The sequence below is a fragment of the Euhalothece natronophila Z-M001 genome, from assembly GCF_007904085.1.
GTDB lineage: Bacteria > Cyanobacteriota > Cyanobacteriia > Cyanobacteriales > Rubidibacteraceae > Halothece > Halothece natronophila.
Map to the genome: position 1 here is coordinate 2,524,411 of NZ_CP042326.1, position 22,681 is coordinate 2,547,091.

The following is a 22,681-nucleotide window of genomic DNA, read 5'->3' on the forward strand; positions in this document are numbered from 1 at the left end:
CATCCTCTCTAAAGTGGCTTCCCCTACCAAAACTGCTAGAATTTTCCGTTATTGTTTAAATAGGGGAATACTAATACCAAGAACGAGAAATGCCATCGCAATTACCTGCAGAGTTTAATCATCAATCGCCACCACCACAACAACACTATAGTGACAGCGCTTTAGGCTTAGTTGCTACCACTAGCTTTCCAGCCATCGTGGGAACTGCTGACATGATGCTGAAATCTGCAGAAGTGATTTTAGTGGGATATGAAAAAATTGGCAGTGGTCATTGTACCGCCATTGTGAGAGGAAAAACTGCTGATGTCCGTTTAGCCGTGGATGAAGGGGCAAAAACCGCCGAACAATTTGGGCAACTAATTGCAAAATTAGTCATTCCTCGCCCCATGCCCAATTTAGAAGCTGTGTTTCCCATTGGCACTCGGTTAGCGGAATTAGCCCAACAACAGCGCGGCTATTCTAATATGAGTAATCGCGCGATCGGGCTATTAGAAACTAGAGGATTTCCAGCGATGGTTGCTGGTGCTGATGCGATGTTAAAAGCGGCAGATGTACAACTAACTGCTTATGAAACCATTGGCGCAGGGTTATGTACTGCCATTATTCGGGGTTCAGTGGCAAATGTTGCCATGGCAATTGAAGTGGGAATGCAAGAAGCTGAACGAGTTGGGGAACTCCATGCGGTGATGGTGATTCCACGGTTAATGGAAGACTTAGAACATACCCTTCCTGTAGCAGAATCCTTACAAGAAAAAGAACCGCAACGGGAAAGCCTATCCCTACCGCAGAAACAAGAAGAAACCACAGAAAAACGGCAACCGTTATCCTTACCGCAGAAAGAAGAAGAAACGATAGAAGCCGAAGCTACAGACGAAGAAGAACGTCCCTTAATACAACTACCCGAATTAGAGAAACTGGAGGAACGGGAACAAAAACCAGAACAAGAGAAAAAACGCCAGCAAGCCCCGCCTCCAGAAGATAACGAAAACTCAACCGACACCAACGGCTGATCCTTGATATACCTTTTCCACAACTTTAGCTAACCGTTGCATGGCTGTGGCAATTTCTTCATTAGTCGCAGTTAAGCTGATGCGGATACATTGGTGTTTATGTTGCCATTCTTCTTTTAAGCCTGGGAAAAATGTGCTACCGGGAACTACAATAACATCCTGTTGCTTCAACTCTTGATAGAGATCCCAATCTGATAACGGCAAATCTTTTAACCATAGCCAAGAGAAAATTGCTCCCTCACCGCGATGGAGAAACCAAGGAACGGTTTTCGGCATATAAGCATCAAGGGTTTCTTCAAGAACCGCAAATTTACTTTGATAGTGAGGACGGATCACATTTTCAGCAATATGTCCTAGTTGACCTGACGCGATCGCGCGAGCCGCAATTGCCTGTCCATAGCGAGGAGAATGAATACATAAATTAGTCTGGAATGATTCTAAAACCTCAATTAACTCAGGTTCGCCAATGGCAACTCCAATCCGTTCTCCGGGGAGTCCAGCTTTAGAAAGACTTAAACAATGTAATAAATTCTCACCAAATTGAGGGGTCATCTCGGTAAAATTCAATCCCGGATAAGGAGGGGAATAAGCGGCATCAAGAATCACAGGAACATGCGCTGGTTTCGCCAGTTCCGTAATTTTATTTAATTCTTCATCAGAAATCACATTCCCCGTAGGATTGCAAGGGCGAGACAGAATCACACAGCCCGTTTGCTCATTAATAGCCAGTTGACTAAAATCAGGGCGATATTTGAAGCGATGACCATTCTCATCAATATCAAGGGTGGGTTTATAAGCCCGTAAAGCCTCTTTAAATAAACTAACGCCTCCGTAACCCGTATATTCTGGACTAAGAGGAAGAACAATTTCCTTAAGAGAGCCATCCTCAGCGTAACCGCCAAAAGCATTGGCAGCATAAAAATAGAGAGCTTGGGAACCGGGGGTAATTAAAATATTGCGATCGCTGAGATTTAAGCCATAACGTTGATTAAAATCTTTAACAATCGCCTCAATTAAAGGAGCATAGCCTTGAGAAGAGCCATAACGACAGACTACCTCACCATATTCAGAACTTGCTAATAACTCAGCAGTACAATCCCGCCATAATTTCTCCACTTCAGGGATAATCACAGGATTACCTGCGCTAAGATTAATAAACTCCCTTTCGCCAGCTTGACGGAGGGTTTCTATAATATCTTTCATAATGGCACGCACGCCTGTTAATTCTGACATCTGCGTACCAAAGTGGGAAAGGTTATAATCCATTGCTTTTTTTGTCATTTATAATGCCATTAATGTTATTGTATTCAACCTGTATCGACTATCCTATCCTGAACCTAAGTTACTCAATTAGTTAATTATGAACAATTAAACATTTTGGGAACACAATAGGGTGATAGAAAGTCATCAAAAACTTAAATCAAATGGTGAGGAAAGAGACTAACTATGTGTGGAATCGTTGGTTATATTGGCACACAAACCGCCTCAGATATTTTAATTTCAGGATTAGAGAAATTGGAGTATCGCGGTTACGACTCCGCAGGTATTGCTACCATCTTTGAAGACGAATTACACTGTGTTCGCGCAAAAGGAAAACTGCACAACCTTCGCTCCAAAATTGAGCAAAACCATCATCCTGCCCAAATTGGCATCGGACACACTCGCTGGGCGACTCATGGCAAGCCAGAAGAACATAATGCCCATCCTCACCTCGATATGGCAAGACGAGTGGCTGTGGTTCAAAATGGTATCATTGAAAACCATCGGGAACTGCGAGAAGAATTAAAAACCCAAGGACATCAATTTGTTTCTGATACCGATACAGAAGTGATTCCTCACCTAATCGCTGAAATATTAACTCAAACTAAAGACAGTGACTCTCCACTCTTAGAAGCTGTCCAAAAAGCTGTTACGCGCTTAAATGGGGCTTATGCCATTGCCGTTATTTGTGCCGATTATCCTGATGAAATGGTGATTGCCCGTGAACAAGCCCCCCTTGTCATTGGGTTTGGACAAGGAGAATTTTTCTGTGCTTCTGATACTCCTGCTTTAATTCCCCATACCCGAGCGGTTTTATCTTTAGATAATGGTGAAATTGCCAAGTTAACCCCTCTCGGTGTCGAAATTTACAATGAAAGCGGCGATCGCGTTAAGAAAACTCCCCGTACCCTAGACTGGAACCCCATTGTGGTAGAAAAGCAAGGCTTCCGTCATTTTATGCTCAAAGAAATTTACGAGCAACCAGGGGTTGTCCGTACCTGTTTAGAAGCCTATCTCGATAAAGACTGGCACGCTAATCAAAATGCCCAAACTTCCCCTATCAATCTCAATCTCTCCTCTAGCCTCACTGAAAATTTAGAACATATTCAAATCCTTGCTTGCGGAACCAGTTGGCACGCTGCCTTAGTGGGAAAATATCTCTTAGAGCAATTAGTAGGCATTCCCACCACTGTCCAGTATGCCTCAGAATTTCGTTATGCCCCAACTCCCATTACCTCTCACACCCTCACCATTGGAGTTACCCAGTCAGGAGAAACCGCCGATACTCTCGCCGCCTTAGACTTAGAAAAACACCGTCGGGAAAACTTAGAAAATAAATTTCATCCCCACCTATTAGGCATTACCAACCGCCCCGAAAGCACGCTTGGGCAAATGGTCGATGAAGTGATTGATACTCATGCAGGAATAGAAATTGGCGTGGCTGCCACCAAAACCTTTATTGCCCAACTAATTGGTTTTTATTGCCTCTCCCTAGACCTAGCTTATCAACGTAAAACCCTTCCTGAAGAGCGCATTGAGGAAATTCTAGATAACTTACGCTATCTTCCCGCCCAAATTGAACTCATTTTAGAGAGTCAAGAGCGGTATATTGAAGAGTTAGCCCATGAATTTATCGAAACCCAAGACTTTATTTTTGTGGGACGCGGCATTAACTTTCCCATTGCCTTAGAAGGCGCATTAAAACTAAAAGAAATCAGTTATATTCATGCTGAGGGCTATCCTGCTGGAGAAATGAAACATGGTCCGATCGCGCTTTTAGATAATAAAGTGCCTGTGGTTTCCATTGCTATGCCTGGCAGCGTTTATGACAAAGTTTTATCTAATGCTCAAGAAGCCAAAGCCAGAGATGCGCGGTTAATTGGGGTAACGGTAATGAATAATCAGGAAGCCAAGGAAACGTTTAATGATCTATTACCTGTTCCTGAAGTTGAGGAATTAATTTCACCTTTAGTCACCGTAATTCCTTTACAATTATTGTCCTATCATATTGCAGCACGGCGCGGCTTAGATGTGGATCAACCTCGAAACTTAGCAAAGTCTGTAACTGTTGAGTGACAAAAGTCAATTAAATCGATTTCAATGATCGCGCTACCCTTGCAAAAGGCAATTTTAATCTGCCAAGCAAAGCAATACTGGAAAGATTACAAAAGACGTGGCAATGAGTAAAACAAGAAGTTACAAAGAGGATTTGCTAGAAGCGTTGACCGATCCCATTGAAGCGAGAGAATATCTTAACACTGCTTTGGAAGATGAGAATCCTGAAGTGTTTTTACTTGCCTTGAGAGATGTTGTGGAAGCTAACAGTCAAACCCAACACGATTCGACGAGGCACTACGGTTCGGTGTCTGACCTACACGCTACCCTTGAAAAAGGCAATTCTGACCTTGATCGCGTTCGCAGTCTCCTCAATCAAATCGGGTTTAAGTTAGTTGTTGAAGTGAATCAGTGAGATAATTGATCGCGCTTTCTCTTAAAAGTAGCCCGATCTCATAGTATCTAGGGATAATCATCGTAACTAGCTTGATTACTTAGTGCAAAATGCCAAACAAAGATAAAAATGCTGATCATTTTCCAGACTCATTAACAATTCTCTCATAAACGACTTTGATCATTTCTGCGCTTAAATTCTCCCGCAGTTCTTCATCATTCATCACACGGGCAAAAATTTCTTCATTCCCCTCAATTCGTTCCACAAAGAGAGATTCTAGCATTCGCTTAAACACAGGTTCAAAATCTTCGATCGCGTTGGCTTTAGCTGCTTGACGTAAAGATTCATTCGCGATCGCGCTTTCTTGGACTTGATCAAAGAATAGCTGATCAGCAAGGGTAAACTCAGTTCCGTGGCGTTCATTGAGTTTTTCCACTAAAGTAGAGAGGTTAACTTTGTCTTCTTGTTGGCGAGTTCCCGTTTCTTTTGGTCCTGATAAGGCATTGGCTTCCCCCTCCTTCAAATCAATGCTTCCCTCGCTGATCTTTTCCAAGCGATAATATTTCAGTTCCACTTCATCATCAACTTTAACGGCGGGTTCGTTTTGAGAACGGGGTAATTTACTCAAGAGATAGCGTCCAAAGGTGTAGAGTTTTTCTAGTTTGGAATCGCTGTAGGGAATAAGTTGAGAGAGGAATAAATACAGTTTTCGGAAACTGCTGAACTGGCTTTTGAAGAGGGCTTGTTCTTCTTCTTCTAACTCAGTTTCTTCCCCAAATTTTTGTTCGGTCAGCATTGTTTCTGTTGTTAATCTGCTTGATATTGCTTTATCGGTTGTATGGCTTCTCTATCCTTAACCTTGGAATCATTTGATAATGTTTAACATTAAAGGTACACAAGATCGCATTATTGCCAACTGCACAGGAAGCAATCAAAGCATCAATTAATCCTATGTTGTCCGATAAACGATAAGTTGTAAAGTCGGACAAAGCACGATTGCAATCGTTCTCACTTAGCCAAATTATAGGAAGGGGTGCAACCAATTGTAAGACTTGGCGAACTTGTTGCTTATTTTTTGTCCCTTGAATCAACTCCATCACCACAAAGCCAGGAACGCTGGGAATTTCGGAAAGGCTCGAAAACCAATGCACTGCGGGCGCATAACCTCTTTGAATATCAATCAGGATATCGGTATCAACTAGATATATCTTTTATACCGAGTTTCTATGTTCTGCCTCATGTCGCAGTTTGCGGGCAGATTGCTGGCTATCTTCAATGTTGGGACGCGAGTTGATCACACCTGCGTTTTCCCAATAGGCAACCAGTTGAGAACCATTTTGAGGGGGGTTTTCTAGAAAAGGATGAGAGGAAAGGATACGCAGAACATATTCCTGTAAGGGTAAGTTGAGGCGGTTTGCTTCTGCTGAGAGTTCTTCTTCTAATTCTGGAGGCAAATCTAGGATAATACTCACGCTATCTTTCTTTTAACACTGTTCGGTTGTTTTCATTGTACGCGATCGCTGTTTTAATAACTGTGTATTTAGCACCAGAATCGACATATTTAAGGATTCCGTGTTGTTATCTATCCTAACGACCATCAACCTGCTCATGTTCATGTCTTAAAGGCGGGGGGAAAAATTAAGTTTGATATTTCTAGGCTGGACGATATCCAAGTTATTACGGTAGTGGGAATGAAAGATAAAGAAGCCTTTACTGCATTTAAGTTGGTGCAAGAACATCAAAAGTTTTTGTTATCGAAATGGGAGGAAATACATGGTTAATCCTTATCTAGAAATCAATAAAGATGACGATATTTTAAGGCAAAAAATAGAGAAGGCGAGGAAAAATACAGAAGAAAAATTAGAGCGATGCGCGATCGTGGCAAAGTATGATCCACAGCGTAATCAGATTTTTATTAAGTTTACTGATGGGGTTGAGTTTAGTTTTCCTCCGCAGTTAGGACAAGGGTTACAAAATGCAACAGCAGAACAATTATCTGAAGTAGAAATTACTCCTTCTGGTCAAGGACTCCATTGGGAGATGTTAGATGCAGATTTAAGTATTCCTGATTTATTGCGGGGAGTTTATGGTAATAAAAAATGGATGAGTGAACTAAAACAGAAAAAGCTAATTTAAAGCAAATTTAGTTGGTTCTAAAACACAATCAAGGCGACGCCAAACAATCATCGGTAACATTACATGACGGTATTGAGGCGGGCGATAGGGACCCCTTAACTTATCCGCAATACTCCAGATAAAGCCAACGAGGTCTTGTGGATTATTGTTTGGCATTACAGGTGTTTTGCTCCTTATTCTTCTACCGCTTTATCACATCTTCGGAGTTGATTATACTTTCTAACGTAGCAACAAGACGATCTGTTTTAAGAATCGGCTATTTTGGAGAGAGATAGAGAGCGCGATCGGGCTTTGTGATTCAGTGTTAGATAGGGAAACAACGGTAATATAGAACTGGTTTTGAATATAGGGAACTACTGCGCGATCGCGCTTAAAGCTTTTTCCCCATCGCCTCATATAATATGAAATGGAACTGTGTATGCTACAAATAGAGGGAGAGATTGTTAGTAATCGAGATTAGCTATGGCAGGTGTCATTAAAATTGAGATTGCCGAGTCAGCTCAAGAGCTTAAAAAACAGCTCAACTTCTCCCAAAACAGTGAAGTCAAAGAACGAATCCAAGTCTTGTATTGGCTGAAAACGAACCAAGTCAGAAGTACCGGCGCGCTCGCCTCCCTAATCGGAAAACACCGAACGACAGTATCAAGATGGCTCAGTAAATATCGCAAAGGAGGTCTCAAAGGTCTTTTAGAAGTTAAGAAAAGTCCTGGGCGAGTCCCTAAAATCACGCCATCAGTAGAAAAAAAATTAATCCAAGAACTAGAAGATCCAGAAGGATTTTCTAGTTATAAGGAAATTCAAACATGGCTTCAGTTAATTCAAGATATTGATATTAGTTATAGTGCTGTTCATAAACGAGTCCGCTATGGTTTAGAAGGAAAACTGAAAGTGCCACGTCCAGTTCATAGCAAACAGGAATTGGGAGCACCGGAAGCTTTTAAAAAAAACTAAGTGAAATTGTTACAACCCAACTAGAAGCTAATTCAGAAAAGGTTAAACGATATCAAAACATTAGATATTGGTGCCAAGATGAATCTCGAATCGGGTTAATCACACTTCACGATACAAAAATTACAGGTAAAGGAATTCAACCGACAGGAAAAAAACAGTGGAAGTTTGATTATTTATGGTTGTACGGTTTAGTGGAACCGAGAACGGGAGAGAATTTTTTCAGAGAATTTTCTCATCTTGATGGTCTTTGCTTTGAGCAGTATTTAAGCTGGTTTGCTCAAGAATATCCTGACGATTTACACTTAATACAAGTTGATAACAGTCGTTGCCATACTTGGTTAGAGTTACAACTTCCTGATAATGTCATTTTAATTTTCCAACCACCTTATTCCCCAGAAGTTAATCCCATTGAACGATTATGGCAAGAAATTAAGAAACCTTTGAAATGGGAATTCTTTCCCGATTTAGATGATTTAAGAAAGCGACTTTCCAAAATCTTATCAAAATTAAGTTCTCAAGTGATTACTCAGATCACTGGATGGGACTTTATTCTCAATGCTTTATCTGTAGCAAACATTTAGATATTTCATATAACTTCCCTAATCGTAGCTTAGTTCGTTCCGCGAAAACCCCCTCAAAATCATCCCCTCTCAATAATTCAGGCTCAATCAAATGTGACCTCAAGAGGTAGGAGCAAAAATACGGCAATTTTGGCAAGTTCAAGAAATTAAAACCTAATGAGAAGAGGTAATTCTCTACAAATCACTACTATAGTGTTATTTAATCACTAATTATAAGTGCTTATCTAAGCCAACTGTCTCCTAACTTTGTACTAAGAAATAGAGGATCTGGCTTGAGGATATTGCAAATTGCAACAAATTAAGAGAAATTGTGCCTTTAAATCTTTTACAGTAGAAGATAATAGAGCCAAATATTAGACGCTAGCACTTGTCAAACAAAGCAGATTATGCACATTAGCGAAATTACCCATCCCAACCAGTTGCACGGGCTATCCATTCGTCAATTAGAAACCATTGCTCGCCAAATTCGGGAAAAGCATTTAGAAACGGTTTCTACTAGTGGTGGACACCTTGGCCCCGGTTTAGGAGTGGTGGAACTAACCTTGGGATTGTATCAAACCCTTGATTTAGACCACGATAAAGTCATTTGGGATGTGGGACACCAAGCCTATCCCCATAAAATGCTAACAGGGCGGTATCATCAATTTCATACTTTACGGCAAAAAGATGGCATTGCTGGCTATCTCAAACGCTGTGAGAGTCAATTTGACCATTTTGGAGCCGGTCATGCTTCTACTAGTATTTCTGCTGGTTTAGGGATGGCTTTAGCCAGAGATGCGAAAGGAGAAGACTTTAAGGTAGTCTCTGTCATCGGTGATGGGGCGTTAACAGGGGGGATGGCGTTAGAAGCCATTAACCATGCTGGGCATTTACCAGATACAAATTTAATGGTGGTGCTGAATGATAATGAGATGTCGATTTCTCCAAATGTGGGGGCAATTTCTCGTTATTTGAATAAGGTGCGTTTATCACCCCCAATGCAGTTTTTAAGTGACAATATTGAAGAGCAATTTAAGCATCTGCCTTTCTTTGGGGAGTCTTTAACCCCAGAAATGGAACGGATGAAAGAAGGAATGAAACGGTTAGCTGTTCCGAAAGTTGGGGCAGTGATTGAAGAGTTGGGCTTTAAGTATTTTGGGCCCATTGATGGACATAATCTTAATGAGTTAATTTATACGTTTAATCAAGCCCATCAGGTACAGGGGCCAGTGTTGGTTCATGTTTCCACCACAAAAGGCAAGGGGTACCCGATCGCGGAAAAAGATCAAGTCAGCTACCATGCCCAAGGTGCATTTGATCTAGCCACAGGAAAAGCAGAACCCTCTAGTAAACCGAAGCCGCCAAAATACTGTAAAGTTTTTGCCCATACTCTCACCAAACTTGCCGAAAATAATCCTAAAATCATCGGCATTACTGCTGCCATGGCAACGGGAACTGGCTTAGATAAACTGCAACAAAAACTTCCTGATCAGTATATTGATGTGGGAATTGCTGAACAACACGCCGTTACCACTGCCGCAGGATTAGCTTGTGAAGGAATGCGCCCAGTGGCTGCCATTTATTCCACTTTCCTACAACGAGCGTATGACCAAATTATCCATGATGTGTGCATTCAAAATTTACCTGTCTTCTTCTGTTTAGATCGTGCTGGAATTGTCGGTGCTGACGGCCCAACCCACCAAGGAATGTATGATATTGCTTATCTGCGTTGTCTCCCCAATATGGTGGTAATGGCTCCCAAAGATGAGGCAGAATTACAACGGATGACAGTTACAGGCATTAATCATACAGAAGGGCCTATTGCTATGCGTTATCCTCGTGGTAATGGCATTGGCGTTCCTCTTATGGAAGAAGGCTGGGATCCCGTTGAAATTGGTAAAGGGGAAATTCTCCGTAATGGAGATGATATTCTCTTACTTGGTTATGGGGCAATGGTTCCCACTACCATGCAAGCGGCAGAAATCCTCAGTGAACATGGTATTGAAGCCACTGTGGTTAATGCTCGTTTTGTGAAACCCTTAGACACGGAATTAATTTTCCCACTAGCGCAAAAAATTGGGCGTGTCGCAACTGTAGAAGAAGGCTGCTTAATGGGTGGCTTTGGTTCAGCAGTGACTGAGGCGATGATGGATAATAATATCTTAGTGCCAGTCAAACGCTTTGGTGTGCCTGATGAATTAGTAGATCATGCCAAACCTGAAGAAGCCCAAGCAGAAGTGGGTTTAACCAGCTCTCAAATTGCCGAACAAGTGTTAGAGAGTTTCTTTAAGTCGGAAAAAGAACCTGCTAAACAAGCGGTTTAACTGTTTTTTTTAGTTTTCATTTGGGGAACAGTCTCTTGAAAATAAGCAAAAGACGCTAACTAATTAAAAAATGGGGATCAAGAAGTTTTGATCCCCTAAATTATTAGATTGTGAGAGTAAGATTAGCTAGCTTGATACCATGGAACGTTCCGTTCTTTGGACTCCCAGAACATATTATGGATTTTTTGCACGGTATCCATTAGTTCTTGGGCGTGTTGAACATTAACTTCCATTTTGCAAGCAGAACAGAGCTTCGCTGCTTTCCAGAAGGTGGTGTGAAGGTCAGGATACTGTTCTAGATGCTTCTCTTTGAAGTAGTCTGTCCAGAGAATTAACAGTTCGTCTTTTGCAATTTGAGCTTGCTCTTCCTTAATTTTAACAAAGCGGGCAAAGGTGTTTTGATAGGCAATTTGAGCCTCTTTGCTGTTGTCTTTGGGTTCCAGATCAACCAGCTTTTTCGTCATTGATAAGACCGCTTCAGCAGCCACACGGGCGGAAGAAGGATCATAAACGCCACAGGGGCCATCGCAATGAGCGTGAACTTCTTGGGCTGGAAACAGATTTTTGAGACTACTCGTAATTTGCTTCAACATAGTTTTTGATACCGATATGTTTTTTAACTTCTCTTTATGACAGTGAAATTGCACTTAAAAGACAGAAAATAAGTGCAATTCGTTAATTTTGCCACTGTTTAAGCATTTACCACCATCATAAAACAAGAAGGGCATATCCTCCCATGGGGGATAAGGAAAATTTTGGAAATTCCTGTCTATCGACGTAGAAATATGCACAATGTAGAAGGAAGGATAAACTAGGTTCATGTCTGACTCTTCTCTAATTCGCATTCGTGGTGCGAGACAACACAATCTCAAAAATATCAGCTTGGAATTACCGCGCAATCATCTGATTGTTTTTACAGGGGTTTCGGGTTCGGGAAAATCCTCTCTTGCTTTTGATACCATTTTTGCGGAGGGACAACGGCGCTATGTAGAATCGTTAAGTGCTTATGCCCGTCAGTTTTTAGGACAGGTGGATAAGCCTGATGTGGATGCCATTGAAGGCTTAAGTCCAGCTATTTCTATTGATCAAAAATCCACGTCCCATAATCCGCGTTCAACGGTAGGAACGGTAACAGAAATTTATGACTATCTGCGTTTATTATTTGGACGGGCCGGAGAACCCCATTGCCCCCACTGCGATCGCGAAATTTCTCCCCAAACCATAGACCAAATGGCTGATCACGTGATGGAACTCCCAGATCGCAGCCGTTTTCAAATTCTAGCCCCTGTGGTGCGTGGGAAAAAGGGAACTCACCAGCAATTACTTTCTAGTCTTGCCAGTGAAGGTTTTGTGCGAGTACGAGTTGATTCTGAAGTCAGAGAACTAACTGAAGAGATTAAGTTAAATAAAAACAAACAGCATACTATTGAAGTGGTCGTTGATCGGCTGGTTAAAAAAGAAGGAATTGAAGAACGGTTAGCCGACTCTCTCGCCACCGCCTTAAAACGATCAGATGGCATTGCCGTGATTGAAGTCTTACCTCGGGATGCGGAAGAAACCCCCGAAGAAATCATCTTTTCTGAAAACTTTGCCTGTCCTGAACATGGGGCAGTCATGGAAGAATTATCCCCCCGTTTATTCTCTTTTAATTCCCCCTATGGGGCTTGTCCCAAGTGCCATGGCATTGGACGTTTACGGCGATTTTCCCCTGATTTAATTGTCCCTGATCCTACCCAACCTGTCTATAGCGCGATCGCGCCTTGGTCAGAAAAAGACAATAGCTATTACATCTCTCTCCTTTACAGCCTAGGAGAAGCCTATGGTTTTCATATCCAAACCCCTTGGGAAAAACTCACTCTCGAACAACAAGAGGTTATCCTTTATGGCAGTGAGGAACCGATTTTTCTCTATGAAGATACCCGAGGGAACAAGCCCAAAGGTCACTATAAAGAATACTACGGTGTCATTCCTGGCTTAGAACGTGCCCTTACCACCGCTTCCGAAACATATAAACAAAAATTAGAACAGTATTTAGTATATCAAACCTGCGAAGTCTGTCATGGACAAAGATTAAAACCAGAATCCCTTTCTGTGAGATTAGGGCAATATAATATCATTGAATTAACTAGCGCTTCCATTGAAGAATGCTTAACCCGAATTAAAAACCTCAAGCTATCCTCAAAACAAGCCAAAATTGGGGAACTTGCCCTAAAAGAAATTGAAGCTAGATTGCAATTTCTCCTTGATGTGGGGTTAGAATACCTCACCTTAGATCGTCCTGCGATGACTTTATCAGGGGGAGAAGCCCAACGCATTCGTTTAGCCACACAAATTGGGTCTGGGTTAACAGGAGTTCTCTACGTTTTAGACGAACCTAGCATTGGTTTACATCAAAGAGATAACGGACGACTATTAGAAACCCTCAAAAAATTAAGAGACTTAGGAAATACTTTAATTGTCGTTGAACATGATGAAGAAACCATCCGCAGTGCTGACCAAATTGTTGATATTGGACCAAAGGCTGGCATTCATGGGGGAGAAATTGTTTCTCAAGGAAACTTAGAGACAATTACTAATAATAAAAACTCCATTACAGGAGACTATTTAGCCCAAAGACGACAAATAAAAACGCCCACTGAAAGGCGAAAAGGAAATGGCAAACAATTATCTTTAATTAATGCTCATGCCAACAACTTACAACAAATTAATGTGGAAATTCCTTTAGGAAAATTTGTTTGTGTAACAGGGGTTTCTGGTTCAGGAAAATCAACGTTAATTAATGAATTACTCTATCCAGCATTGCAACACCGTTTAGGCTATAAAATTCCATTCCCTAAAGGCTTAGAAAACTTAAAAGGACTAGATGCAGTGGATAAAGTAATTGTCATTGATCAGTCTCCAATTGGTCGCACACCGCGTTCAAATCCAGCAACTTACACAGGATTATTTGAACCCATTCGATCCGTTTTTACCGAAACTGTTGAAGCCAAAGCCAGAGGTTATAAAGCAGGACGCTTTTCTTTTAATGTGAAAGGTGGACGCTGTGAAGCCTGTAATGGTCAGGGGGTTAATGTCATTGAAATGAATTTTCTCCCCAATGTTTATGTAGAATGTGAGGTTTGTAAAGGGGCAAGATATAACCGAGAAACCCTACAGGTGAAATATAAAGGCTATTCCATTGCTGATGTTTTAAATATGACCGTAGAAGAGGCGTTAACTATCTTTGAAAATATCCCTCGCGCCGCCACTCGCTTACAAACTTTAGTGGATGTTGGGTTAGGGTATATTCCCCTTGGACAACCTGCGCCCACGTTATCAGGGGGAGAAGCCCAACGGATTAAATTAGCCACGGAATTATCCCGACGCGCGACAGGAAAAACCCTATACTTAATTGATGAACCAACTACAGGTTTATCCTTTTATGATGTTCATCAGTTATTAAATGTCTTACAGCGATTAGTAGATAAAGGAAATTCAGTTTTAGTCATTGAACATAACCTTGATATTATTCGCTGCGCGGACTGGATTATTGATTTGGGACCAGAAGGCGGTGATAAAGGGGGAGAAGTGATTGCCAAAGGAACTCCTGAACAAATTGCCCAAGAAAGCAAGTCTTATACGGGTCAATATTTAGCTAAAATTAGCTTTTAATGAAACGAGGTAAAACAAATACTATTACCAAATCTCTTTTACTCAAAAAACTCAAAGGGAAATTATGAAAATTCCCTCTAATGCAATAATCCAAGATGAGAAACTCACTAAGTACCTTTTAGTTTCCAAGCAAAGGAATGATAAGTCGAAATACTTAGCTCAAGGAGGATTTTACCAAGAAAACTGGCAAAAATTGAAGACAGCAATTCAGAAAATCATTAAAGAGAATGAAGCCAGAGAAGAGTTAACAGATCAATATGGAACTTATTACCAAGTTATTGGAGAACTAGAAGGAGTTAACGCTAAAAAATTACCTGTAATTACAGTTTGGCAACAGCGCAAAGCTGATAATACATTTTACTTTATAACCCTAAAACCTTACCGAGAATAGAATTATGGATTTAGAACTTTATCAAGAAGTCGCCCTAACTCGTAACTTTCCTGAATATCAATTACAAGAAGGAGACATTGCTACTCTTATTGATTTTGTTCCTCACCCTAATGGAGGTGAAACGGGGTGTGTATTAGAAGTATTTAATGCCGTTGGCGAATCTATCAACGTTGTAACTGTTCCCATCTCCGCTATTAAAAAATTAACTAGCCATGAAATTTTAAGTAGTCGCAAATTGATTAATCTATAATGGTGAATAACATCATAAAGATCTGCTAATTTGTCTTCGGTAATATCTTCATTTTTTGTATAATTTTATCTTTACTGCTATAGCAATATGATCTCATTTGTAAAAACTAGCTCAACATTACGTAGGCTGAAAGCCGTGCCGAAGGCTTCCCCCCCACCCCCCTTAGTAAGGGGGAATTAAAGGGGGGATCCCAACTAAAAATTTACAACCGATTTAGGATTGCTATATATGCCTTTACCCTTACATAATAAAACTATTTTAGTGACTCGCGCTGCTAGCCAAGCCAAAACCTTTACCAATCTTCTTGAAAATGAAGGTGCAACGGTTATCGAAATGGCTGCCCTAGAAATTTGTCCGCCGTCTAGTTGGGAAGCCTTAGATCAAGCCCTTTATGAGTTATCTTCCTTTGATTGGTTAATTTTAACTTCAGCAAATGGCGTTAATTTCTTTTTTCAACGGTTAGACGAGTTAGGCATTAATCAAACTCAATTGAACACACTTAAAATTGCGGTGGTGGGGAAAAAAACAGCCAAGGTGTTAGAAAAGCAAGGAGTGACACCAACCTTTATTCCACCGAATTTTGTGGCTGATTCTCTAGTAGCGACGTTCCCAGAAAATTTATCTGATAAGAGAATTCTGTTTCCACGGGTAGAAACAGGGGGAAGAGAAGTTTTAATTGAGGAATTTCAGCAAAAAAGCGCAAAAGTAATTGCTGTTCCTGCTTATCAGTCAAGTTGCCCAGAAAAGGCTGATCCAGTAGCAGTAGAAGCCTTAAAAGCGCAAAAAATTGACATTCTGACTTTTGCAAGTTCTAAAACTGTTAAAAATTTCTATAATCTTTTATTGCCTATCTTTGATTCTAAGGTAAACTTAAGAGAAGCGTTAGCCAATGTTTCTATTGCCTCTATCGGCCCCCAAACTTCTCAAGCCTGTGAAAAGTGGTTAGGACGATATGACATTGAAGCACAAGAGTATACTCTGGAAGGATTAACACAAGCGATTGTTGCTAGTAATTCTTAAAGCACCTTGACGAAGGTTAATTGTATAAATCCTATAAAGAGGTAGAATTATGTTGCAAGCAAGCCCAATATGGGACAAATCTAGCCCAATTATTTTAGTAATTAATCGTCAAGGGAAGTGTTTACTTATTACAAGTAATTTAGAACAAAGCACTAATCCAGTTCAGACTAATTTATCTACTCTTTTTTCTCAAAAGACTCTAGAGAAAATTCAAAACTTAACCACAAAAATACTAGAGGAACAAACCCCTCAACCTTTAGTAATATCTCAACAATCAGATTTTTATTTTAGCTATTTATTTCCGCTCTCTTTAGCATCAGTTTTATTGATTGCTCAACCGCTACAATCATTATCAATAGATTCAACTCAAAAAGCAATTAATATTTTTCCAATTCCAATGTTGCTTTATAAAGCAAGCAATTTTCAAATTAAAGCGGTTAATCAAGTTGCTATTGATCATTATGGCTATTCAGAAGCGAAGTTTTTAGGGATGAAATTTTCCGACTTACATCCCTATCAAAATATTCCTTATCCTTTGCAAGATGTTTCACAATTAACCAGAGGAGAGTGGCAACATTATCGCCAAGACGGTAAATTAATTAGTTTAGAAGTTATAGCTTATCCCCTTAATTTAAGAACTGAAAAACTAGTTCTGCTAGCGGCTCAAGATATTACTGCTAAATATACACAAACTGCTTTAGAAAAAAAACAAGATGCTGATGTAAAATCACTATTTCCTCCTTTTGGCATTTTATGCTTTGATCAAAACTGGAATTATACTTTGGCTGTGGGGGAGGTTCTCAATCAACTTACCCCAATGACAATGACAGAAAGGGGAGAAGCTATTACAGGAAAGTCCTTTTCAGAATTATTTTCCCCAGAGTTAAAAATGATTCTACAATCAATTCAAAGTAATATATTACGAGGTCATTATCAAACGCAATGGTTTCAATATTCTCAATATACTTATTATATTCAAGGTTATCCCCTCATCAATCAAAATAAGGAAATAAAAGGCGGACTTTTGATGCTTCAAAATTTAACTCAAAATAAGAAGTTGGAAGCATTAATAAATCATCATGCTTTTCGTGATCCTGCAACTCATTTACCGAATAAAACTTGGTTACTTGAACAAATTAGACATCAAATTAAAGTTGACGGAGAATTTGGGGTAGCAGTTATTTTAGTTAATTTAGAACGCTATTCTGTGGTGAAATATGGGTTTGGCCCCGAAATTGCTGAAAAACTAATCAGTGCAGTGGCAAAACGCCTCAAACAAACTTTGCCAATTAATTGTGATTTTGCTCGGGTTGGTGATAGCACGATCGCTGCAATTATTCTAAAAATATCACAACAGGCAGAAGTAGAAAAACTTGCTCAATTAATCCACTGTCAATTAAGTTTACCATTAAACATTGCAGGACAAGAGTTATTTTGCCCTGTGAGCGTTGGAGTTTCGATTTATGATCAAAATTCAGAAACAGGACATTTTTTAAATGAACCTCGTGCGCTTCTCCATGCAGCAGATACAGCTATGAATGCGGCAAGGGGAGAGGGCAAGTTGTCTTGTGTTGTCTTCCACCCATATTTACACCATTCAGCAGTAACTAGAGTCCAATTAGAAACCGAATTAAGACGGGCTTTAAGATTAAAACAACTTCATGTTTTCTATCAGCCAACAGTGAGTATTGCTAATGGAAAATTAGTAGGGTTTGAGGCTTTAGTTCGATGGCAACATCCCGAAAAAGGCTTAGTGTCTCCTAATCAGTTTATGCCCTTAGCAGAAGAGTTAGGATTAATTGGGTTTATTGATTGGTGGGTATTAGCTGAGGCTTGTGAAAAGTTAGCAGCTTGGCAACAAATGATTCCCGAAGGAGAATTTCTCTCGATGAATGTTAACCTATCGGAGAATATGATTAATCAAGTGGGGGTTTTAGAACGATTAGAACAAATTATTAATCGCACTGGAATTGCCCCTAGAAGTCTGAAATTAGAGGTAACAGAAGGAATTATTTTAGAGGGAGAAACAGCAACCCTAGGAATTTTAAAGCAATTACAGCAAATGGGAGTTTTACTTTCTATTGATGATTTTGGTACAGGATATTCTTCTTTACAACGGTTACATCAATTACCCATTAATACCTTGAAAGTAGATCGCTCTTTTACGAAAAGAATGTTAAAAGCACCAGAAATTATGCAAATTGTCAAGACAATTATTAGTTTAGCTCATAATCTGAATATGGATGTCATAGCAGAAGGGATTGAAACAGAAAGACATTGGGAAACTCTACAAGAGTTAGGCTGTGAATATGGACAAGGATTTCTTTTTGGAAAAGCGTTACCTGAAACAGCAATTCAAGAGTTAATTGTTACTCATCAGACGGATTTAATTATCAAATGAGTCAGCGTATTATTGGGTTAACGGGTGGTATTGGAACAGGAAAAAGCGCGATCGCGCATTATTTAGAAAACTTGTATAATATCCCAATTTTAGATGCTGATTATTACGCAAGAGAAGCAGTGAGAGAAGATTCACCAATTCTAGAAAGGATTAAAAATCGGTATGGGAATGAAGTGATCAATATAGATGACAGCTTAAATCGATCGCGCTTAGGAGAAATTATCTTTAATAATGCAACAGAAAAGCAATGGTTAGAAGAACAAATTCATCCTTATGTGCGTCATCAAATTGAAACCGCATTATCCGCAAGTAACGCAAAAATAATCGTTGCCATGATTCCCTTATTATTTGAAGTGAAAATGCAAGATCTAGTGACAGAAACTTGGGTAGTTTATTGTCCAGAGGAAGAACAATTAAAGAGAATTATGGAACGAGATGGACTCTCCGAAAAAGAAGCGCGATCGCGCATTAATGCCCAAATGTCCCTTAGTGATAAAATTGCCCTAGCCGATGTTGTAATTGATAACTCTGGGAGTCTCCTCCACTTACAAAAACAGCTTCATCAACTGCTTGCTTAAGATCAAAAGGGAGGAAGATAGCCTAAAGCATCTTTGACGCGAGAAAGCGTTTCCTGCGCGATCGCGCTAGCCTTGTCTTGTCCTTCTTTTAAGATAGAATCTAAGTAACCTTTTTCTGTCATTAATTCGTGATATTTTTCCTGAATAGGACGTAAAGTTTCTACCGTTGCTTCCGCTAGTAGAGGCTTAAATTGCCCCCATCCCATATCCTGACATTCTGTAGCAACAGTTTCTTTAGTTTTCCCAGATAAAAGGGTGTAGAGCATTAAAAGATTATCACATTCAGGACGTTCGGGATCATCAAAAGTTAAGCCTCGTATGGGATCAGTTTTGCAACGTTTAATTTTCTTTTGAATCACATCTGGGGGATCTAATAAATTAATGCGACTCATTTCAGAGGGATCCGACTTAGACATTTTTTTCGTCCCATCAAGAAGACTCATCACCCTTGCGCCCTCTGTACGAATTAAAGGTGTCGGAAGTTTCAAAACAGGCTGATCTTTTTTCCCAAATTGATCATTGACTCGCAGGGCAATATTGCGCGTTAATTCTAAATGTTGTTTTTGATCCTCTCCCACAGGAACTTTATCCGCATCATATAATAAAATATCAGCAGCCATTAAAACAGGATAATCTAATAAGCCAGCACTAACATTTTCCCCCTGTTTCATCGCTTTTTCCTTAAACTGGATCATCCGTTCTAGCCAATTTAAGGGGGTGATACAATTAAGTAACCAAGCTAGCTCACTATGGGCTGTCACATGAGATTGAACAAAAATTGTCGAGTAGCTTAAATCAATCCCACAAGCAAGATATAACGCCGCGATTGTATAAGTATCTTGAGCCAGCGTTTCAGGGTTATGGGGAACTGTAATTGCATGAAGATCTACTACGCAAAAGAAGTTCTCATAATCAGATTGCGTTTCTACCCAGTTACGAATTGCCCCCAAGTAGTTGCCTAAATGAAGATTTCCCGTCGGTTGAACCCCCGAAAGAATCCGCTGTGCCATAAAATGTCCTTATCATCACCTTAAAAAATTATACAGCATTCATCAGCCTACTATTGCTGGGTTGTGGATGAAAATTTAACTAAAATGGATTCAAAAAATTTTCTAGAAAGATTAAATAATGACTGATTCTTGTTTAACTCAGATCCGCATTGTCTTAGTTGAACCAGCTGGGGCTTTAAACGTGGGCGCGATCGCGCGAGTAATGAAAAATATGGGGTTAGGGCAATTAATCCTTATCAACCCCCAATGTGATCCTAATAGTGCTGAAGCAAAACAAATGGCAGTGCATGGGAGTGATATTTTAGGGAATGCTCAAATTGTCACCTCCTTAGCTGAGGCGCTAGTAGGATGTAAGCTAGCCGTTGCTACAACTGCACGCGATCGCGCTCTTTCCCTCTCTCTACAATCTCCCACTGATGTTCTTCCCCAACTCCTTAACGTTCCCTCAGCATTGATTTTTGGACGGGAAGATAGTGGTTTAACCAATGAGGAATTAACTCACGCCCAACATTCCATTTATATTCCAACAGCCTCGACTTATCCTTCTCTCAATTTAGCCACTGCTGTTGCCATTTGTACCTATGAATTACAAAAACTGGTCACAGCAGACTCCTCAACTTTACCAGAATCGCCAGCGCAAGAAACCGTAACCTTAGATGCCCTAGAAGGGTATTATCAGCATTTAGAACAACTATTATTAAAAATTGGGTTTTTATATCCCCATACCGCCTCAGCCAAGATGAAAAAATTTCGTCAGCTATTTAATCGTGCTAACCTTACTCCAGAGGAATTAGCCCTATTACGTGGCATTTTAAGACAAACGGAATGGGCAATTCACAATTCTGATGTGGTGCATGAGGAATAATTGCTGTGGTTTCCCCAAATAGTGTTAAAAACAAAGATCGTAATCTGAAACAGAAGAAACGTTCAACTGCTTCTAAATCCGTTACTCGTAAGCGCAAATCTGCTCAGAAAAAGGGCAAAAAAGGGGCTTATTCTGTTACTAAAATGGATCTCTCAGAACGTCGTCGTCGGGCGCGAGAACGGCAAAAACAAGCTAGACAAGCGGAGGATGTGGTCAATCTCTCCTCTCAAAAGTCTAAGCCCGTAAAAAGAGAAAAACCTCAATCGGGAATAACTCGCTCCTTTTTACTGTTAATACGATTGGTAATTCTGGCTGTAGGTGTAGGCGCGATCTCAGGAACAATTTTAGCTTTTTTTGCTTCTGAAACTTATTTATCTGATTCTTCTTCAATTAATCCAGAGGAAGCAACGGAAACTGAGCTAACTACTGATACAGAATCACCACCTCCGCCACCCCCTCTATTGCCTTTGAATCAAGAAATCACTGACCTTAAACAAACCTTTGAACGTTTAGGAAGTGAACAAGACCAACTCAACCCAACTGCCTTTATTATTGATGTGGATAGCGGTGAATATGTGGATTTACAGGGTAACACCACTGTTTCTGCTGCCAGTACCATCAAACTCCCGATTTTAATTGCTTTTTTTTACGCTTGGGAACAAGGAGAGTTAGAACTTGATGAACGCTTAACCATGACCGAAGATGTGAAAGTGGGAGAAGCAGGAAGAATGCAGTATGATGACGTGGGAACCGAGTATGTTGCCCTTGAAACCGCAACGGAAATGATTCGTATTAGTGATAATACGGCAACGAATATGATCATGAAACGGGTTGGCGGAAAAGAGGTTTTAAACCAATTATTTGCCCAGTGGGGTTTAGAAAAAACACGGATTCGCGATCAACTCCCAGATGTAGAGGGAACTAATACCACTAGCCCTAAAGAAATGGTGGAATTGTTAGTGAAACTGGAAAAAGGAGAATTACTGTCAGCGCGATCGCGTGATAAAGTATTTGAAATCCTCCAGACGACTGAAACTGATAGCCTACTCCCCCAAGGTTTAGGCGATGGTGCAACCATTGCTCATAAAACGGGTCATATTGGCTCGGTTGTTGGGGATGTGGGGATCATCAATCGCCCCAATGGTCAACGCTATTTTGCGGCTATTTTGGTAGAACGCCCTCACAATGACAGCCATGCTAATGAGTTAATCCGTAATTACTCTCAGCATACCTACCAGTATTTTGAACATTAAAATAATTGTTGCCATAACCAATGCGGATAAGCCGCTGCCTCAGCATCAGTTAGGGTTTCAGGACAATTTTCACTTACCTGTAGCGCGATCGTATGTAAACTTTCTAGATCGCCAGTGCATTCTAAGCCAAGCGTCCACCACTTTTGATCCTGAACTCGTAAGGCGGTGAGTTCAATATTACAAACACTGTCTAGAGAGAGAATAAACTGACGTTGCTGTCGGCTTTTTTCCACTGCTACCCACACTTGATCTTCAGGAGAAAACTCCTTGAGACTTTCTTCCTCACACAGCCACTTGATCCATTTCTCTGCTACACCTTCCCATTGTTGATGGAGAGAAAATTTGACTAATGCTTGTTGTCGCCACTTCATTTCTAATCGCCCTTCTCGGAACTTTAGATTCAAATAATTACAAGGCGCGATCGGGCGCAAATACCAGTCAGTACGAGTTTGGGCGGTTCCAAGCCAAGTTCCTGCACAATCTCGTTCAAACCATTGGCGTAATGATAAAGGGATTTCTCCCCATTTAAACCATCTCATTTCCAGAGTTTTTAGCATCTCTCCCTCCTATCA

25 protein-coding genes are annotated in these 22,681 nt (G+C 40.4%); 16 read left to right on the plus strand and 9 right to left on the minus strand.

All coding sequences use genetic code 11. The features are described from left to right. Nucleotides 1-89 precede the first annotated feature (89 nt). The gene (locus FRE64_RS12380; protein WP_146296527.1) at nucleotides 90-1,010 is read left to right on the plus strand and encodes a BMC domain-containing protein; all 921 of its coding nucleotides are present in this window, start codon (nucleotides 90-92) and stop codon (nucleotides 1,008-1,010) included. Here FRE64_RS12380 and FRE64_RS12385 read toward each other — a convergent pair. Beyond that, the gene (locus FRE64_RS12385) at nucleotides 990-2,291 is read right to left on the minus strand and encodes a valine--pyruvate transaminase (protein ID WP_222597817.1); all 1,302 of its coding nucleotides are present in this window, start codon (nucleotides 2,289-2,291) and stop codon (nucleotides 990-992) included. The genes FRE64_RS12380 and FRE64_RS12385 overlap by 21 nt on opposite strands. 165 nt (nucleotides 2,292-2,456) lie before the next feature. Between FRE64_RS12385 and glmS the strand changes: the two genes are divergently transcribed. Both glmS and FRE64_RS12395 read left to right on the plus strand, forming a co-directional pair. Next, the gene (glmS, locus tag FRE64_RS12390; RefSeq protein WP_146296528.1) at nucleotides 2,457-4,346 is read left to right on the plus strand and encodes a glutamine--fructose-6-phosphate transaminase (isomerizing); all 1,890 of its coding nucleotides are present in this window, start codon (nucleotides 2,457-2,459) and stop codon (nucleotides 4,344-4,346) included. A 103-nt stretch (nucleotides 4,347-4,449) separates the two neighbouring features. Beyond that, entirely contained in the window at nucleotides 4,450-4,740 is a 291-nt protein-coding gene (locus FRE64_RS12395; protein ID WP_146296529.1) for a helix-turn-helix domain-containing transcriptional regulator, read from the plus strand. 115 nt (nucleotides 4,741-4,855) lie between these two features. On the opposite strand, the gene FRE64_RS12400 is transcribed toward FRE64_RS12395, so the two are convergent. The 3 genes from FRE64_RS12400 to FRE64_RS12410 are packed head-to-tail and all read right to left on the minus strand — an operon-like array spanning nucleotide 4,856 to nucleotide 6,191. Next, nucleotides 4,856-5,515 (minus strand): hypothetical protein, encoded by a 660-nt coding sequence (locus tag FRE64_RS12400; protein WP_146296530.1) that lies wholly within the window; start codon nucleotides 5,513-5,515, stop codon nucleotides 4,856-4,858. A gap of 31 nt (nucleotides 5,516-5,546) precedes the next feature. Continuing rightward, nucleotides 5,547-5,870: a PIN domain-containing protein gene (locus FRE64_RS12405; RefSeq protein WP_246140311.1), complete on the minus strand. Its 324-nt coding sequence runs from the start codon at nucleotides 5,868-5,870 to the stop codon at nucleotides 5,547-5,549. Between the two features lie 60 nt (nucleotides 5,871-5,930). Then, complete coding sequence (locus FRE64_RS12410) at nucleotides 5,931-6,191, minus strand: hypothetical protein (protein WP_146296531.1); 261 nt, start codon at nucleotides 6,189-6,191, stop codon at nucleotides 5,931-5,933. Between the two features lie 108 nt (nucleotides 6,192-6,299). On the opposite strand from FRE64_RS12410, the gene FRE64_RS18295 reads away from it, so the two are divergent. Together FRE64_RS18295 and FRE64_RS12420 are read left to right on the plus strand one after the other, a co-directional pair. Further along, a complete protein-coding gene (locus FRE64_RS18295; protein WP_146297355.1) occupies nucleotides 6,300-6,500 on the plus strand; it encodes a DUF4160 domain-containing protein in 201 nt (66 codons plus the stop codon). Beyond that, nucleotides 6,493-6,855, plus strand: coding sequence for a DUF2442 domain-containing protein (locus tag FRE64_RS12420; protein ID WP_146296532.1), 363 nt, complete (start codon nucleotides 6,493-6,495; stop codon nucleotides 6,853-6,855). The genes FRE64_RS18295 and FRE64_RS12420 overlap by 8 nt, the downstream gene beginning before the upstream one ends. On the opposite strand, the gene FRE64_RS12425 is transcribed toward FRE64_RS12420, so the two are convergent. Both FRE64_RS12425 and FRE64_RS17520 read right to left on the minus strand, forming a co-directional pair. Further along, nucleotides 6,847-7,011 carry a type I restriction-modification system subunit M N-terminal domain-containing protein gene (locus FRE64_RS12425; RefSeq protein WP_222597818.1) on the minus strand — a complete coding sequence of 55 codons (165 nt, stop codon included), beginning with the start codon at nucleotides 7,009-7,011 and terminating at the stop codon, nucleotides 6,847-6,849. The genes FRE64_RS12420 and FRE64_RS12425 overlap by 9 nt on opposite strands. A 63-nt stretch (nucleotides 7,012-7,074) precedes the next feature. Continuing rightward, on the minus strand, nucleotides 7,075-7,251 hold the full coding sequence (locus FRE64_RS17520; protein WP_186708815.1) for a hypothetical protein: 177 nt from the start codon (nucleotides 7,249-7,251) through the stop codon (nucleotides 7,075-7,077). 66 nt (nucleotides 7,252-7,317) lie between these two features. On the opposite strand from FRE64_RS17520, the gene FRE64_RS18300 reads away from it, so the two are divergent. From FRE64_RS18300 to dxs, 3 genes are all read left to right on the plus strand, one after another. Then, nucleotides 7,318-7,806, plus strand: coding sequence for a helix-turn-helix domain-containing protein (locus FRE64_RS18300; RefSeq protein WP_390622233.1), 489 nt, complete (start codon nucleotides 7,318-7,320; stop codon nucleotides 7,804-7,806). Between the two features lie 89 nt (nucleotides 7,807-7,895). After that, nucleotides 7,896-8,387: a transposase gene (locus tag FRE64_RS18305; RefSeq protein WP_390622267.1), complete on the plus strand. Its 492-nt coding sequence runs from the start codon at nucleotides 7,896-7,898 to the stop codon at nucleotides 8,385-8,387. A 386-nt stretch (nucleotides 8,388-8,773) separates the two neighbouring features. Further along, the gene (gene dxs, locus FRE64_RS12435; protein WP_146296533.1) at nucleotides 8,774-10,690 is read left to right on the plus strand and encodes a 1-deoxy-D-xylulose-5-phosphate synthase; all 1,917 of its coding nucleotides are present in this window, start codon (nucleotides 8,774-8,776) and stop codon (nucleotides 10,688-10,690) included. A 122-nt stretch (nucleotides 10,691-10,812) separates the two neighbouring features. Here dxs and sodN read toward each other — a convergent pair whose 3' ends face one another. Further along, nucleotides 10,813-11,283 carry a superoxide dismutase, Ni gene (gene sodN, locus FRE64_RS12440; protein ID WP_146296534.1) on the minus strand — a complete coding sequence of 157 codons (471 nt, stop codon included), beginning with the start codon at nucleotides 11,281-11,283 and terminating at the stop codon, nucleotides 10,813-10,815. A 226-nt stretch (nucleotides 11,284-11,509) separates the two neighbouring features. On the opposite strand from sodN, the gene uvrA reads away from it, so the two are divergent. From uvrA to coaE, 6 genes are all read left to right on the plus strand, one after another. Beyond that, a complete protein-coding gene (gene uvrA, locus FRE64_RS12445) occupies nucleotides 11,510-14,341 on the plus strand; it encodes an excinuclease ABC subunit UvrA (RefSeq protein ID WP_146296535.1) in 2,832 nt (943 codons plus the stop codon). A 64-nt stretch (nucleotides 14,342-14,405) separates the two neighbouring features. Beyond that, complete coding sequence (locus tag FRE64_RS12450; RefSeq protein WP_146296536.1) at nucleotides 14,406-14,732, plus strand: DUF6883 domain-containing protein; 327 nt, start codon at nucleotides 14,406-14,408, stop codon at nucleotides 14,730-14,732. 4 nt (nucleotides 14,733-14,736) lie between these two features. Continuing rightward, entirely contained in the window at nucleotides 14,737-14,982 is a 246-nt protein-coding gene (locus tag FRE64_RS12455; protein WP_146296537.1) for a DUF4926 domain-containing protein, read from the plus strand. A gap of 228 nt (nucleotides 14,983-15,210) precedes the next feature. After that, nucleotides 15,211-16,002 carry a uroporphyrinogen-III synthase gene (locus tag FRE64_RS12460; RefSeq protein WP_146296538.1) on the plus strand — a complete coding sequence of 264 codons (792 nt, stop codon included), beginning with the start codon at nucleotides 15,211-15,213 and terminating at the stop codon, nucleotides 16,000-16,002. Between the two features lie 49 nt (nucleotides 16,003-16,051). Further along, nucleotides 16,052-18,403 carry a sensor domain-containing protein gene (locus tag FRE64_RS12465; RefSeq protein WP_146296539.1) on the plus strand — a complete coding sequence of 784 codons (2,352 nt, stop codon included), beginning with the start codon at nucleotides 16,052-16,054 and terminating at the stop codon, nucleotides 18,401-18,403. Beyond that, a complete protein-coding gene (coaE, locus tag FRE64_RS12470; protein ID WP_146296540.1) occupies nucleotides 18,400-18,981 on the plus strand; it encodes a dephospho-CoA kinase in 582 nt (193 codons plus the stop codon). Before FRE64_RS12465 ends, coaE begins: the two co-directional genes overlap by 4 nt. Nucleotides 18,982-18,983: 2 nt before the next feature. On the opposite strand, the gene trpS is transcribed toward coaE, so the two are convergent. Then, on the minus strand, nucleotides 18,984-19,991 hold the full coding sequence (gene trpS / locus FRE64_RS12475; RefSeq protein WP_146296541.1) for a tryptophan--tRNA ligase: 1,008 nt from the start codon (nucleotides 19,989-19,991) through the stop codon (nucleotides 18,984-18,986). Between the two features lie 118 nt (nucleotides 19,992-20,109). Here trpS and FRE64_RS12480 point away from each other — a divergent pair, with 118 nt between their 5' ends. Continuing rightward, entirely contained in the window at nucleotides 20,110-20,856 is a 747-nt protein-coding gene (locus FRE64_RS12480; protein WP_146296542.1) for an RNA methyltransferase, read from the plus strand. Between the two features lie 5 nt (nucleotides 20,857-20,861). Then, nucleotides 20,862-22,109, plus strand: coding sequence for a serine hydrolase (locus tag FRE64_RS12485; RefSeq protein ID WP_222597819.1), 1,248 nt, complete (start codon nucleotides 20,862-20,864; stop codon nucleotides 22,107-22,109). On the opposite strand, the gene FRE64_RS12490 is transcribed toward FRE64_RS12485, so the two are convergent. Then, complete coding sequence (locus FRE64_RS12490; protein WP_146296543.1) at nucleotides 22,106-22,666, minus strand: hypothetical protein; 561 nt, start codon at nucleotides 22,664-22,666, stop codon at nucleotides 22,106-22,108. The two genes, FRE64_RS12485 and FRE64_RS12490, sit on opposite strands and share 4 nt — an antisense overlap. Nucleotides 22,667-22,681 lie beyond the last annotated feature (15 nt).

Bases quoted from the DNA above. Each gene is read 5' to 3' on its own strand.
- FRE64_RS12455 (WP_146296537.1), top strand. From the start codon at position 14,737: ATGGATTTAGAACTTTATCAAGAAGTCGCCCTAACTCGTAACTTTCCT.
- FRE64_RS12425 (WP_222597818.1), bottom strand. From the start codon at position 7,011: ATGCCAAACAATAATCCACAAGACCTCGTTGGCTTTATCTGGAGTATT.
- FRE64_RS12450 (WP_146296536.1), top strand. From the start codon at position 14,406: ATGAAAATTCCCTCTAATGCAATAATCCAAGATGAGAAACTCACTAAG.
- FRE64_RS17520 (WP_186708815.1), bottom strand. From the start codon at position 7,251: ATGAGGCGATGGGGAAAAAGCTTTAAGCGCGATCGCGCAGTAGTTCCC.
- glmS (WP_146296528.1), top strand. From the start codon at position 2,457: ATGTGTGGAATCGTTGGTTATATTGGCACACAAACCGCCTCAGATATT.
- FRE64_RS12385 (WP_222597817.1), bottom strand. From the start codon at position 2,291: ATGACAAAAAAAGCAATGGATTATAACCTTTCCCACTTTGGTACGCAG.
- uvrA (WP_146296535.1), top strand. From the start codon at position 11,510: ATGTCTGACTCTTCTCTAATTCGCATTCGTGGTGCGAGACAACACAAT.
- FRE64_RS18300 (WP_390622233.1), top strand. From the start codon at position 7,318: ATGGCAGGTGTCATTAAAATTGAGATTGCCGAGTCAGCTCAAGAGCTT.
- FRE64_RS12465 (WP_146296539.1), top strand. From the start codon at position 16,052: ATGTTGCAAGCAAGCCCAATATGGGACAAATCTAGCCCAATTATTTTA.
- FRE64_RS12480 (WP_146296542.1), top strand. From the start codon at position 20,110: ATGACTGATTCTTGTTTAACTCAGATCCGCATTGTCTTAGTTGAACCA.
- FRE64_RS12400 (WP_146296530.1), bottom strand. From the start codon at position 5,515: ATGCTGACCGAACAAAAATTTGGGGAAGAAACTGAGTTAGAAGAAGAA.
- FRE64_RS12460 (WP_146296538.1), top strand. From the start codon at position 15,211: ATGCCTTTACCCTTACATAATAAAACTATTTTAGTGACTCGCGCTGCT.
- trpS (WP_146296541.1), bottom strand. From the start codon at position 19,991: ATGGCACAGCGGATTCTTTCGGGGGTTCAACCGACGGGAAATCTTCAT.
- FRE64_RS12380 (WP_146296527.1), top strand. From the start codon at position 90: ATGCCATCGCAATTACCTGCAGAGTTTAATCATCAATCGCCACCACCA.
- coaE (WP_146296540.1), top strand. From the start codon at position 18,400: ATGAGTCAGCGTATTATTGGGTTAACGGGTGGTATTGGAACAGGAAAA.
- dxs (WP_146296533.1), top strand. From the start codon at position 8,774: ATGCACATTAGCGAAATTACCCATCCCAACCAGTTGCACGGGCTATCC.
- sodN (WP_146296534.1), bottom strand. From the start codon at position 11,283: ATGTTGAAGCAAATTACGAGTAGTCTCAAAAATCTGTTTCCAGCCCAA.
- FRE64_RS12395 (WP_146296529.1), top strand. From the start codon at position 4,450: ATGAGTAAAACAAGAAGTTACAAAGAGGATTTGCTAGAAGCGTTGACC.
- FRE64_RS12420 (WP_146296532.1), top strand. From the start codon at position 6,493: ATGGTTAATCCTTATCTAGAAATCAATAAAGATGACGATATTTTAAGG.
- FRE64_RS12490 (WP_146296543.1), bottom strand. From the start codon at position 22,666: ATGCTAAAAACTCTGGAAATGAGATGGTTTAAATGGGGAGAAATCCCT.